Annotated in this window: 7 protein-coding genes; 5 read left to right on the top strand and 2 right to left on the bottom strand. The window is 71.4% G+C overall.

What is annotated here, in order from left to right; all coding sequences use genetic code 11:
* Positions 1–3 precede the first annotated feature (3 nt).
* Complete coding sequence (gene mshC, locus VGE38_RS13220) at positions 4–1,242, top strand: cysteine--1-D-myo-inosityl 2-amino-2-deoxy-alpha-D-glucopyranoside ligase (RefSeq protein ID WP_331143009.1); 1,239 nt, start codon at positions 4–6, stop codon at positions 1,240–1,242.
* 113 nt (positions 1,243–1,355) lie between these two features.
* On the opposite strand, the gene VGE38_RS13215 is transcribed toward mshC, so the two are convergent.
* Positions 1,356–2,204 carry a PAC2 family protein gene (locus VGE38_RS13215; RefSeq protein WP_331143008.1) on the bottom strand — a complete coding sequence of 283 codons (849 nt, stop codon included), beginning with the start codon at positions 2,202–2,204 and terminating at the stop codon, positions 1,356–1,358.
* A gap of 212 nt (positions 2,205–2,416) precedes the next feature.
* On the opposite strand from VGE38_RS13215, the gene metH reads away from it, so the two are divergent.
* The 4 genes from metH (at position 2,417) to VGE38_RS13195 (ending at position 12,635) form a co-directional block, all read left to right on the top strand.
* Positions 2,417–6,169 (top strand): methionine synthase, encoded by a 3,753-nt coding sequence (gene metH, locus VGE38_RS13210; protein WP_331143007.1) that lies wholly within the window; start codon positions 2,417–2,419, stop codon positions 6,167–6,169.
* Between the two features lie 131 nt (positions 6,170–6,300).
* Positions 6,301–9,483, top strand: coding sequence for a M36 family metallopeptidase (locus VGE38_RS13205; protein ID WP_331143006.1), 3,183 nt, complete (start codon positions 6,301–6,303; stop codon positions 9,481–9,483).
* Positions 9,484–9,576: 93 nt separating this feature from the next.
* Positions 9,577–10,281: an HAD family hydrolase gene (locus tag VGE38_RS13200; RefSeq protein WP_331143049.1), complete on the top strand. Its 705-nt coding sequence runs from the start codon at positions 9,577–9,579 to the stop codon at positions 10,279–10,281.
* Between the two features lie 230 nt (positions 10,282–10,511).
* Entirely contained in the window at positions 10,512–12,635 is a 2,124-nt protein-coding gene (locus tag VGE38_RS13195) for a DEAD/DEAH box helicase (protein ID WP_331143005.1), read from the top strand.
* Here VGE38_RS13195 and VGE38_RS13190 read toward each other — a convergent pair.
* Positions 12,607–13,836 (bottom strand): MFS transporter, encoded by a 1,230-nt coding sequence (locus tag VGE38_RS13190; protein ID WP_331143004.1) that lies wholly within the window; start codon positions 13,834–13,836, stop codon positions 12,607–12,609. The two genes, VGE38_RS13195 and VGE38_RS13190, sit on opposite strands and share 29 nt — an antisense overlap.
* Positions 13,837–13,866 lie beyond the last annotated feature (30 nt).

The following is a 13,866-nucleotide window of genomic DNA, read 5'->3' as shown; positions in this document are numbered from 1 at the left end:
CGCATGCACGCGTGGCCCGCTCCGGAGTTCCCCTCGCTGCCCGTGACCGGTCCGGAGGTGGCGCTCCACGACACCGCGACCGGCCGTCTGGTCACGACGACCCCCGAGGGCGCGGCGCGGCTCTACGTCTGCGGCATCACGCCGTACGACGCCACCCACCTGGGCCACGCCGCGACGTACGTCGGCTTCGACCTGCTCAACCGCGCCTGGCGCAACGCCGGCCACGAGGTGGTCTACGCCCAGAACGTGACCGACGTCGACGACCCGCTGCTCGAGCGCGCCACCAAGGTTGGCATCGACTGGGTGGAGCTGGCCGAGCGCGAGACCGAGCTGTTCCGCCAGGACATGACCGCGCTGCGGGTGCTGCCGCCGGACCACTACACCGGTGCCGTGGAGTCCATCCCGCTCGTGATCGAGCTGATCCAGAAGCTCGAGGCGGCCGGTGCGGTCTACCAGGTCGAGACCGACCTGTACTTCTCGGTGACGGCGGACCCGGCCTTCGGCGAGGAGTCCGGCTTCCCCCGCGAGCAGATGCTCGAGATCTACCCCGAGCGCGGCGGCGACCCGGACCGTCCCGGCAAGCGGGACCCGCTCGACTGCGTGGTGTGGCGCGGCGAGCGGCCCGGCGAGCCGTCCTGGCCGTCCCCCTGGGGACCGGGCCGGCCGGGCTGGCACATCGAGTGCGCCGCGATCGCCCGCACCCAGCTGGGCGGCGGGTTCGACGTCCAGGGAGGCGGCTCCGACCTGGTCTTCCCGCACCACGAGATGTGCGCCGGCCACGCCCACGTCGCCGACCCCGGCACGCCGTTCGCGCGGATGTACGCCCACGCCGGCATGGTCGCCTACGACGGCGAGAAGATGTCGAAGTCCAAGGGCAACCTCGTCTTCGTCTCCGCCCTGCGCAACAGCGACATCGACCCGATGGCGATCCGGCTGGCGCTGCTGCGCCACCACTACCGCTCGGACTGGGAGTGGACCGACGAGCAGCTCTTCGACGCCGTCGACACGCTCGGGCAGTGGCGCAAGGCGCTGGCGCTGGGCCGCGGTGCTCCGGCGGAGCCCGTCGTCGAGGACGTGTTGGGGGTGCTCGCGAGCGACCTCGACGCCCCGGCGGCGGTTGAGCTGGTCCAGGACTGGGTCGACGCGACGCTCGGCACCGACGGTCTCGCGGACGCGAGCGACCCGCACGCCGCCGCGTCGATCGGCGTCCTGCTCGACGCCGCCCTCGGCCTGCAGCTCTGAGTCGAGTCCCGCCTCCTGGCCCCGCGAAACCCGCCTTGTGGCCCGTTGAGTGGCGGGTCGTGGGGCCACAACCCGGGACTGGCGGGGCCACGACCCGGGACTCGACGGACGGGTCAGCTCTCGTCGGAGCGGCGGCGGAGGTAGCGCTCGAACTCCCGCGCGATCGCCTCCCCGGAGGCCTCGGGCAGATCCGCGGTGTCGCGGGTCTCCTCGAGCGCCCGGACGTAGTCGGCGATGTCCTCGTCCTCCTCCGCCAGCTCGTCGACGCCGCGCTCCCAGGCGCGGGCGTCCTCGGCGAGCTCTCCGAGCGGGATGGAGACCTCCAGCAGCTCCTCGAGCTGACCGATCAGCGCGAGCGTGGCCTTGGGACACGGCGGCTGCGCGACGTAGTGCGGCACGGCCGCCCAGTAGGACACCGCCGGGACGTCGAGGCGCACGCAGGCGTCCTGCAGTACGCCGACGATGCCGGTCGGACCCTCGTAGCTGGACGGCTCCAGCCGCAGCCGGTCGACGAGCTCCGGCTCGGTGGCGGTGCCGTTGACCGGGATCGGACGGGTGTGCGGGGTGTCGGCCAGCAGCGCGCCCAGCGTGACCAGGAGCTGGCCGCCGAGGTGGTCGCACGCCGCCAGCAGCTCTGCGCAGAACTGTCGCCACCGCATGTTGGGCTCGATGCCCCGGATCAGGATGACGTCACGGTGCAGGTCCGGGGGAGAGGCGATCGCGACGTGGGTCGTGGGCCAGGTGAGCCGACGATGCCCCTCGGCGTCGGTGCCGACCTGGGGCCGGTTCACCTGGAAGTCGTAGAACTCCTCGGGGTCGAGCGCGCCGACGACGCGGGCGTTCCACACCGTCATCAGGTGGTCGATGACGCCGGAGGCGGCGTCGGCCGCGTCGTTCCAGCCCTCGAAGGCGGCGATGACCACGGGGTCCACCAGCTCGTGGGTGCCCTCGATCTCGATCACCCTCCCAGCCTAGTCGCGCCCGAGTCAGCATGCGGCGCCAGCGTGCGGGGTCAGCATGCGGGCGCGATGCGCCGGCTGCCCGAGAGGCACGTAGGATTCACTGAGCCGAGAGGCGTTGCAACGGGTGCTGCGGCATCCGCCACGCTCGGCTGGTGCCGTGCCTTCGGGCCGGCGGATCCAAGGACGCCTTCCGTGACGGAAGGAGTGACGTGGTGAACGACGCTGGACACCAGGCCTGGCGGCCCGATGCGACCGAGGAGCTGGCCGCGGCGTTGCGCGAGCGGATCCTGGTCATCGACGGCGCGATGGGCACTGCGATCCAGCGCGACCGGCCCGACGAGGCCGGCTACCGCGGCGAGCGGTTCCGCGACAAGGAGGCCTGGCCCAGCGACGTGGTGGGCAACAACGACCTGCTGACGCTGACCCAGCCGCACCTGATCGCCGACATCCACCGCGAGTACCTCGCCGCGGGCGCCGACATCATCGAGACCAACACCTTCAACGCCAACGCGGTGTCGCTGGCCGACTACGGCATGGAGGAGCTGGCCTACGAGCTCAACCTCGAGGCCGCCCGGCTCGCACGCGGCATCGCCGACGAGGTCGCGGCCGACGGTCGACCGCGCTACGTCGCGGGCGCGCTCGGACCGACCACCCGCACGGCCAGCATCAGCCCCGACGTCAACGACCCCGGTGCTCGCAACGTCTCCTACGAGCAGCTGGTGGCGGCGTACACCACCGCGGCCCGCGGCCTGGTGGACGGCGGCGCGGACCTGCTCATCATCGAGACGATCTTCGACACCCTCAACGCCAAGGCCGCGATCTTCGCCATCGAGTCGCTCTTCGAGGAGACCGGCCGGCGTTGGCCGGTGATCATCTCGGGCACGATCACCGACGCGTCCGGCCGCACCCTGTCCGGCCAGGTCACGGAGGCCTTCTGGAACTCCGTGCGACACGCCCGGCCGCTCGCCGTCGGGCTCAACTGCGCGCTGGGCGCGAAGGAGATGCGGCCCTACCTCGCCGAGCTCGCCCGGGTGGCCGACACGTTCGTCTCGTGCTACCCCAACGCCGGGCTGCCCAACGCCTTCGGTGAGTACGACGAGGCGGCGGCTGAGACCGCCGCGATCATCGCGGAGTTCGCCGACGCCGGTCTGGTCAACCTCGTCGGCGGCTGCTGCGGCACCACGCCGGCCCACATCGGGGCCATCGCCGAGGCCGTCGCGGGCACCGCCGGGCGGGTGCCGCCGGTCGTGGAGCCCGCGCTGCGCCTCTCCGGCCTGGAGCCGTTCACGGTCACCGAGGACAGCCTGTTCGTCAACGTCGGCGAGCGCACCAACATCACCGGCTCCGCCCGGTTCCGCAACCTGATCAAGGCCGGTGACTACGACACCGCCCTGAGCGTGGCCGCGCAGCAGGTCGAGAGCGGCGCGCAGGTCATCGACGTCAACATGGACGAGGGCATGATCGACGGGGTCGCGGCCATGGACCGCTTCCTCAAGCTCATCGCCTCCGAGCCCGACATCAGCCGGGTCCCGCTCATGATCGACTCCTCCAAGTGGGAGGTCATCGAGGCGGGCCTGCGCACGGTCCAGGGCAAGCCGATCGTCAACTCCATCTCGCTCAAGGAGGGTGAGGAGGCGTTCGTCGAGCACGCGCGGCTGTGCCGCAAGTACGGCGCCGCGGCGGTCGTCATGGCCTTCGACGAGGACGGCCAGGCCGACTCCCTGGAACGTCGCCAGCAGATCTGCCGCCGCGCCTACGACATCCTGGTGGACCGGGTGGGGTTCGACCCCTGCGACATCATCTTCGACCCCAACGTCTTCGCAGTCGCGACCGGGATCGAGGAGCACGCGTCGTACGGCCTGGACTTCATCGAGGCGACCCGCTGGATCAAGCAGAACCTGCCGCACGCCTCGGTCTCGGGCGGCATCTCGAACGTGTCGTTCTCCTTCCGCGGCAACAACCCCGTCCGTGAGGCGATCCACGCGGTCTTTCTCTTCCACGCCATCGCGGCCGGGCTCGACATGGGCATCGTCAACGCGGGCGCGCTGGTCAACTACGACGAGATCGACCCCGAGCTGCGGGACCGGATCGAGGACGTCATCCTCAACCGGCGTCCCGACGCCGCCGAGCGGCTGCTCGAGATCGCGGAGGCGCACAACAAGGCGGCCGCCGCGGAGGACGTGAAGGCCGACGCCTGGCGGGAGCTGCCGGTCGGCGAGCGGATCACCCACGCGCTGGTCAAGGGCCTCGACGCCTTCGTCGAGGCCGACACCGAGGAGCTGCGGCAGGAGATCGCCGCACGAGGCGGCCGGCCGATCGAGGTCATCGAGGGCCCGCTCATGGACGGCATGAACGTGGTCGGCGACCTGTTCGGCGCCGGCAAGATGTTCCTGCCGCAGGTGGTCAAGAGCGCCCGGGTGATGAAGAAGGCGGTCGCCTACCTGATCCCGTTCATCGAGCAGGAGAAGCTCGACAACCCCGAGTTCGCCACGGCGAAGGAGACCAACGGCACGGTCGTCATGGCGACCGTGAAGGGCGACGTCCACGACATCGGCAAGAACATCGTCGGCGTCGTGCTGCAGTGCAACAACTACGAGGTGATCGACCTCGGCGTGATGGTGCCGGCCCAGAAGATCCTCGACACCGCCCAGGAGGTCGGCGCCGACCTGATCGGGCTCTCCGGCCTGATCACCCCGTCCCTGGACGAGATGGTCGCGTTCGCCGGGGAGATGCAGCGCGCCGGCCTCGAGATCCCGCTGCTCATCGGCGGCGCCACGACCAGCCGCGCCCACACCGCGGTGAAGATCGACCGTGCCTACGACGGCCCCGTCGTGTGGGTCAAGGACGCCTCCCGCTCCGTCCCGACCGCGGCGGCGCTGCTCCACCCCGAGCGGCGCAAGGCCCTGCTCGCCGACATCAAGGCCGACTACGACTCGCTGCGGGCCCGGCACTCCCAGAAGTCCGAGCGACCCCAGCTCAGCTTCGAGCAGGCCCGGGCGAACGCGACGCCGATCGACTGGTCGTCGTACGTCCCGCCCGCTCCCCACACGTCCGGCGTGCACGTGCTCCGCGACTACGACCTGGCCGAGCTGCGGGAGTTCATCGACTGGCAGCCGTTCTTCAACGCCTGGGAGATGAAGGGCAAGTTCCCCGACATCCTGCACAACCCCACGACGGGCGAGGCGGCGTCGAAGCTCTACGCCGACGCGCAGGAGATGCTGGACCGGATCGTCGCGGAGAAGTGGGTCTCGGCCCACGGTGTCTACGGGCTGTTCCCAGCCGCGTCGACCGGCGAGGACGTCGTCGTGTACGCCGGCGAGGACCGCTCCGACGCGCGAGCGGTGCTCCACCAGCTGCGCCAGCAGGGCCAGCACCGCGACGGCATCCCGAACCGCTCGATGGCCGACTACGTCGCCCCGGTCGACTCCGCAGCCGGCCGCGCCGACTGGGTCGGCGCCTTCGCCGTGACGGCCGGCATCGGACTGCCCGAGCGGATCATGGCGTTCAAGGACGCCCTCGACGACTACTCGGCCATCATGCTGGAGGCGCTGGCCGACCGGCTGGCCGAGGCGTTCGCGGAGCGGCTGCACCAGCGGGTCCGCACCGAGTTCTGGGGACACGCTCCGGGGGAGTCCCTGACCAACGATGACCTGATCGCCGAGCGCTACACCGGCATCCGGCCGGCACCGGGCTACCCGGCCTGCCCCGACCACACCGAGAAGCGCACGATCTGGGAGCTGCTCGACGTGCAGGCCAACGCCGGCATCGAGCTCACCGAGTCGATGGCGATGTGGCCGGGAGCCTCGGTCTCGGGGCTCTACTACAGCCACCCGGAGGCGCAGTACTTCGTCGTGGGCCGGCTCGGTCGGGACCAGGTCGCCGACTACGCCGAGCGCAAGGGGTGGACCCTGGCCGAGGCGGAGCGCTGGCTCTCGCCCAACCTCGGCTACGACCCGGAGGACTGAGCGGAACGGCCGCGCGGGGCATCGTGGGGTGATGCCGTCGGCCCGGCGTAACCATGCACCTGCTGTGCCGTTGAGGGGTTCAACGCGCGTGGGTGCTCGACCGCATGCGCAGTCTCGGGAAGGACTGATCCATGCGGAACCGCCGTACGACGCAGGTGCTGGCGGCTGCGACAGCAGCCGCTGCCATCACCGCCCTCGGGTGCCCCAACGGCGCATCGGCCGTCACGGACCCCGCCCCCATCCTCGCCACCGCTGGTGACGGCGCGGATGGCGGCACCGCGAGCGATACCCGGGACGGGACGCTGGTGAGCCCGACTCGCAGCCAGGCTGACGCCGTCGCTGCGATCATCGAGGCAAGCCCCGGCGCCCGCGCCACCTGGGACGGCCGGTTCGGCACTCCGCGGACGCTCACGCCGGCGATCCGCCACACGTTGTCCGGACCTGCGTCCGGCGGCGCGGTCGAGGTGGCGAGGGCGTGGCTGGGTCAGCACCGGCAGGCGCTCGGCCTCACCTCCGCCGACATCGCGGCGCTGCGGCTGCGCCGCGACCACGTGCTGCCGGGCACCGGCACGCACGTCGTGCAGTTCATCCAGACCTTCGACGGCGTCGCTGCGACGCGAGGCGGATCGCTCGGCGTCGCGGTTCGCAAGGACGGCTCGGTTCTCAGCTACACGGGCGAGACCATCCGCTCCAGCGGCCTGGCGGGGAGCTTCGAGCTGTCCGCTGCCCGGGCCCTGCAGGGCGTGGCGGGCACGCTCGCCGGAGCGGCGGCGTTCATCGCGACCAGGACCGGTACGACGGCCGGCTACGAGACCTTCGCCCGCGGACCCTTCGCCGGGCCGTCCTACGTCAAGAGGGCGGCGTTCCCGACAGCGGAAGGTGCGCGCGCGGCGTACTCGGTGCTGTTCGTCGAGAAGCTCGACGAGGCCTACGAGGTCGTCGTGGACGCCGAGACCGGCAAGCAGCTCTACCAGGCCAGCCTCGTCGACCACGAGGCTGGCGGCACCATCTACGACAACTATCCCGGCGCGCCCGCCGGTGGCCAGCCGCGTCACGTCTCGTTCGGCCCGACCGACGCATCGCCAGGAGGCTACGTCGACCCCACCGGGCTGCTGGGCACCGGCATCACCACCTTCGGCAACAACGCCAACGCGCACGCCAACTGGTCGAACTTCCTGGTTCCCGCCGACCAGGCGCCGCGGCCGATCAGCCCCACCGGCCAGTTCGACTACGTGTTCGCCGACCACTGGGGCCGGTCCGAGTGCGACCCGACGTCCTATCCCCAGGACCAGGACGCTGCCAGCACCAACCTCTTCTACCAGCACAACCGGATCCACGACGACTACTACCGGCTCGGCTTCACCGAGTCGGGCGGCAACTTCCAGCTCACCGACGGCGCCGGCACCGGTGGCCTGGGCGGTGACCCGATCCAGGGCCTGACGCAGGCGGGAGCGCTCTCCGGAGGCAGCCCGACCTACACCGGCCGCGACAACGCCTACATGCTCACTCTCCCCGACGGCATCCCGCCGTGGAGCGGCATGTTCCTGTGGGAGCCGATCAACGACGCCTTCGAAGGCCCGTGCGCGGACGGCGACCTCGACGCCGGTGTCATCCAGCACGAGTACTCCCACGGCCTGTCGAACCGCTACGTCGGCACCGAGGATGGCTCGCTGGGCACCCACCAGTCCGGATCCATGGGGGAGGGGTGGGGCGACTGGTACGCGCTCGACCACCTCACCCGCGCGGGCTACCAGACCGACTCGGTGGTCGGCGCCTACGTGACCGGCAACAAGGTGCGCGGAATCCGGAACTGGGCCTACGACGCCAACCCCACCACGTTCGGCGACATCGGCTACGACCTGGTCGGACCGGAGGTGCACGCGGACGGGGAGATCTGGACCGCCACCCTGTGGCAGATGACGAAGGCCCTCCGCGCCAAGTACGGGATGCAGGACGGCTCCGACATCGCCGAGCACATCGTGACCGACGCGATGCCGCTCAGTCCCAACAATCCCTCCATGCTCGACGAGCGCACCGCGATCATGACCGCGCTCGACAACCGGTACCACGCCCGTGACGACTTCGACACGCTGGTCGACACCGTCTACTCGGTCTTCGCGCAGCGCGGCATGGGGCTCTCCGCCCGCAACGCGACGACCGACGCGGACCCGACCGGTAGCAACGACACCGACGGCGTGCCGGGCTTCGACCACCGCAACCCCGAGCTGAACGGCACCATCACCGGCACGATCTACAACGCCTCCACCGGCAAGCCCGTCCAGGGCGCACGGATCATGCTGGGGCGCTTCGAGGCGCGTGCGACCCCGGTGGCCACGACCGGGCCGACCGGCGGCTTCCGGATCACCGCGACCCAGGCGACGTACCCCCTCACCGTGCAGGCCCCGGGCTTCGGCGCCACCACCCTCGAGGGCATCGTCGTCGCCAAGGGGAAGACCGTCACCAAGAACGTCGCACTGGCCCCGAACCTCGCGTCGAAGACCTTCGGGGCCACGGCGGTGACCGGCGGGGCAGGTGCAGCGATGGACGACACCGAGGCGTCGTCATGGAAGACGACCAAGGGCACCAGCACCATCATCAAGCTGGCCACGCCGGCGGTGATCGACGCCGTCCAGATCAGCGCCTACACCAACAGCCGGTTCGAAGGGCTGAAGAGCTTCACGCTGCAGACCAGCACCGACGGCGTGAACTGGAAGACGCACTCGGTCGGTGGCACCAACGCCTTCGGCTACCAGACGCCGCGGCCGGTCGCCCCGGACCTGCACTACAAGAGGTTCCGGCTTCCGACGCCGACCAAGGCCGGCTACATCCGGTTCTGGGCGGACGAGCCGCAGGGCGACACCATGACCGCTGTGCAGGTCGGGGACATCCAGGTCTTCAGCAGCAGCGTGTCTGGTCTCACGCCACCGCCCCCGCCGCCGCTGGACGCCCCGGTCACCGACACGTTCACGATCGCTGCGGGCAACCCTGGCAACCTCGTCTCCCCGGGCGTCGTCGGCACCGAGCTCGAGAACGCCTGCGTCGTTCCCCCCGCCAGCCAGGACTCCGACGGGCACGTGACGGTGCTGGAGGGCGAGGCCGGTGACGGCCAGCATGCCTTCCAGCTGAGCTCCGGGCCGACCGCGGTCGACGCGGACGTCTACCTGTACGACGCAGACTGCGTTCAGCTCGCCGCGTATGCGACCGCGTCTCCGAACGAGAGCGGCACCATCCCGTCGGGAACCGCCTACATCCTGACGTCGCTCTACGCCGGAGCCGCCGCTGAGGAGACGTTGACGATCACCGACACCAAGTAGCGCGGATGCTCGCCGATGGGGCAAGCGGCGCACGCGGGGTGCATAGTCGCCTCGCTAGTCGCACCGTTCGTCGCATGGAGCTTGTCGGAGGGCATTCTGAACACCGCGTTCACTGGTGAGCCTGCAGGTCCGCACCACGAAGCCGGTCGGCGGCTGCCTGCCGCCGTCCTGTGGGACATGGACGGCACGCTCGTCGACACCGAGCCGTACTGGATCGAGACCGAGTTCGCGATGGCGGAGAAGTACGGCGGCGAGTGGTCGCACGCCGACGCGCTCCAGCTCGTCGGCAACGACCTGCTGACCTCGGCCCGCTACATCAAGAGCCGGATGGGCATGGAGCACACGCCCGAGGAGATCGTCGAGATGCTCCTCGACGGCGTCGTCGAGCGGGTCGAGCAGGCGGTGCCGTGGCGACCGGGCGCCCGTGAGCTGCTGGTCTCGCTGCACGAGGCCGGGGTGCGGTGCGCGCTGGTGACCATGTCGTGGCAGCGGTTCGTCGCGCCCATCCTGCGTCAGCTGCCGCCCGAGACGTTCTCGGTCGTGGTGACCGGCGACCAGGTGGAGTTCGGCAAGCCGCACCCCGAGCCCTACCTCATGGCGGCCGCGTCGCTCGGCGTCGAGCCTTCCGACTGCGTCGCCATCGAGGACTCCAACACCGGCGCGAAGTCGGCGGAGAGCGCCGGCTGCACCGTGCTGGTCGTCGAGAACCACGTGCCCGTGCTCGCCGCGCCCCGGCGGGTCTTCCGCGACACGCTGGCCGGGCTCGGAGCAGCGGACCTCGGCGAGCTGCTGCTCTGACCTGGGGCGTGACCTGTTCGGGCCAATCCGGCCCCTGATGCCGCGATCCGGGGACGTCGGGGCTACCCTGGGGGTGAGCCCGGCTCCCGTCGGGCCCCGGTGCAGGTACACCCCCGGGTCCCAGGACCCGAGCGAGACAGTCGGCGCCGGGATCGTTCCGTTCGACGCACCGCAGCGTGGTGCGTGTCGGGTGCGTGTCACCGCTGGCCGGTGACGCAGGAGGAGTTCGCTTGGCCGCACAGGGTCAGCGCCGTTCGGGGTCCACACGGAGCCCGCAGAGGAACCGGCGCCGCGCACAGGACAACGAGGGCATCATCCCCGTCCTCGCCAAGGCCGTCCGCGCCGTGGAGACCGGTGTCCAGAAGGGCCGGGTCGAGCGGGCGCGGTTCCAGGTCATCGCGCTCCTCGTCCGCGAGGAGCGGGCGCGGCTGAAGGGCGACGAGTCACTCACCGATGCCGAGCGGGACGCGCAGCTCAAGCGGCTCGACGGCATCGCGACGATCCTGGCCCAGACCGCGGCGCGCGAGCCGTCGCTGTTCGCGCTCCTTGCCGAGGACGCCGAGATGACCGAGGCGACCCGGCACTTCAAGCGCGAGATGCAGCTGGCGGCCGGCCTCGAGCCGTCGGCCGACACGGTGGAGCCGCGCCGCAACGGCGCGACCGCCGTACGCTCCGAGCGGCAGGTCGTGCCGCAGTCGGTGATCCGCGCGCAGCTGGCGAACCCCTTCATGGTGCCCGACTTCAGCGCGGCGCCGCCGCGCATCCAGGAGCACCGACTCGCGGGCTGGGAGCTGATCGGCCCGCTGCTGAACTCCTTCGAGCACGCCACCCCCGGCGTCTCCTCGTGCATGGACCTGCCCGAGCCGCGTCCCGCGATGCTGCCGGCCGGACTGGAGCTGATGGGCCACCAGGCGCGCCTGGTGGCCGCAGTGGGCGACGGTCACCGCACCTTCCTGCTCGCCGACGAGCCGGGCCTGGGCAAGACGGCGCAGTCGCTGCTCGCGGCGCACGCCGCGGCGGCGTACCCGCTGCTCGTGGTCGTCCCCAACGTCGTCAAGACCAACTGGGCGCGCGAGGCCGCCCGCTGGACGCCGTCGAAGACCGTGAGCGTCGTGCACGGCGACGGCCTCGACGTCGACGGGTTCGCCGACATCATCGTCGTCAACTACGAGATCCTCGACCGGCACGTCGGCTGGATCGGCGAGCACGGGTTCCGCGGGATGATCGTGGACGAGGCGCACTTCATCAAGAACAAGAAGTCCCAGCGCTCCCAGAACGTCCTCGAGATCGCCGACCGGATCCGCCGGCGCGTCGCCCGGCCGCTGATGATGGCGCTGACCGGCACGCCGCTCATCAACGACGTCGACGACTTCCGCACGATCTGGCAGTTCCTCGGCTGGATCGACGAGAAGAAGCCGGGGCCGCTGCTGATGGCCAAGCTCGAGGAGAACGGCATGACGCCGGCCGACTTCGGGTTCTACCCGGCCGCCCGGCAGGCCGTCGTCGACATGGGCATCGTGCGGCGCCGGAAGGTCGACGTCGCTGCCGACATCCCCGCCCGACGCATCGCCGACCTGCCCGTCGAGCTCGACGAGGCCGACAGCCGCTCCATCCGTGACGCCGAGCGCGAGCTGGCGGCGCGGCTGGTCAAGCGCTACGACTCCGCCGTCGAGGCCAGGCGCGAGCACCGCGGCGTCGAGGTCGACGGGATCGACCACGAGCTCGTCCGCCGCGTCGCCGGCTGGGAGCTGGCCGACGCCGAGGACGACTCCAGCGGAGACAACGTCTTCGCGATGGTACGTCGCATCGGCCGCGCCAAGGCGGCGCTGGCCGCCGACTACGCCGCCCAGCTGGTGCGCAGCGCCGGCAAGGTCGTGTTCTTCGCCAAGCACCTCGACGTCATGGACACCGCCGCCGAGGTCTTCGCCAAGCGCGACATCCGCTACACCGAGATCCGAGGTGACCAGTCCGCGACCGCGCGCACCAAGGCGATCGACGCGTTCGTCAAGGATCCCGAGGTCGGCGTGATCGTGTGCTCGCTGACCGCGGCCGGCGTCGGCATCAACCTGCAGGTCGCGTCCAACGTCGTGCTCTCGGAGCTGTCGTGGACCAACGCCGAGCAGACCCAGGCCATCGACCGGGTGCACCGCATCGGCCAGACCGAGCCGGTCACGGCCTGGCGGATCATCGCCGCGCAGACCATCGACGCCCGGATCGCCGACCTCATCGACAGCAAGGCGGGGCTGGCGGCACGCGCCCTGGACGGTGCCACCGAGGAGGAGACGACGACCGCCGACGTCCGGCTGGAGGCGCTGGTCTCGCTGCTCACCGACTCCCTCGCGGCGCGCGGCTGACGGCGCCCGGGGCGTCGACCCGCGGACGGCGCGGCAGCGCCTGGGCGGCCAGCGCCGCGGCCACGCCGGCCAGCAGGCTCACGAGGTACGCCGTCGACGCGCCGTGATGGTCCACGACGACGCCGCTGAGCAGCGCGCCCGGCGCCACCCCGGCGACCAGACCGGTCTGGAACACGGCCATGCCCTCGGTCAGCCGCGCCGACGGCACGCTCTGCTCGATCGCGGACATCGCGGCGATCAGGGTCGGTGCGATCGCCAGACCGCCAGCCAGGAGGACCACGCCCATCAGCGGCACGGAGTCCACGAAGAGCAGCGGGGCCATCGTCAGCGCCATCGCGGCGCTGCCCCAGCGCACCCGGGTCGCGACACCGGCGCGCCAGGTGACCGCGCCGGTCATCACACCGGCCAGGAGGCTGCCCAGCGCCCAGAGGGCGAGCAGGCCGCCGGCGTACCCCTCGTTGCCCTGCTCCTCGGCGAACGCGACGGTGGTGACCTCCGCCCCGCCGAAGAGCACGCCCTGGGCGGCGGCGATCACGACGAGCGGCGCGACGGTGCGCCACGGCATCGCGGGCCGGTCGACGTGGTGCCGCCGGACCGCGTGCACGGGCGGCGCGGTACGGCGCTGCGCCGCGAACGCGACGCTGCCGAGCACGCCCACGACGATCGCGGCGCCGAGGCCGGCCACCGGGTGGACCGTCGTCGCGAGCACGGTGACCAGGATCGGGCCGACGATGAAGACAGCCTCGTCGACGACCGCCTCGAGGGCGAACGCCGTCTGCTTGTCGGCCGGCGTCTCCAGCACGAAGGACCAGCGGGCGCGCACCGAGGAGCCCACCTGGGGGAGCGAGGCGCCGGCGACCGCGGCCGCGCCGTACGACACCAGGCTGGACCAGTCGGCGCGCACCGCCACCACGAACACCACCATCGCGACGCCGAAGAGGATGCTCGCGACCCCGATCACGCGGGCCTGGCCGAGTCGGTCGAGCAACCGGCCCTGGAAGATCGCGAGGACGGCGTTGGCGATCATGTAGCAGGCCGACACCGCGCCGGCGACGCCGTAGGACCCGGTCGCGGACTCCACCAGCAGGACGATCCCCAGCCCGACCATGGAGATCGGGAGGCGGGCGACCAGCCCGGTGGCGGAGAACAGCGCGGCCCCCGGCACGGCCAGGATGCGACGGTAGGAGGCGAGGAAGGGCATGACGCGCTCAACGTAGGGCGCGCCCGTGTG

The organism is Nocardioides sp., from assembly GCF_036405735.1.
Taxonomy (GTDB): Bacteria; Actinomycetota; Actinomycetes; order Propionibacteriales; family Nocardioidaceae; genus Nocardioides.
Note: the sequence above shows the minus strand (reverse complement) of the source record. Positions and strands in the feature narration are given on the sequence as shown.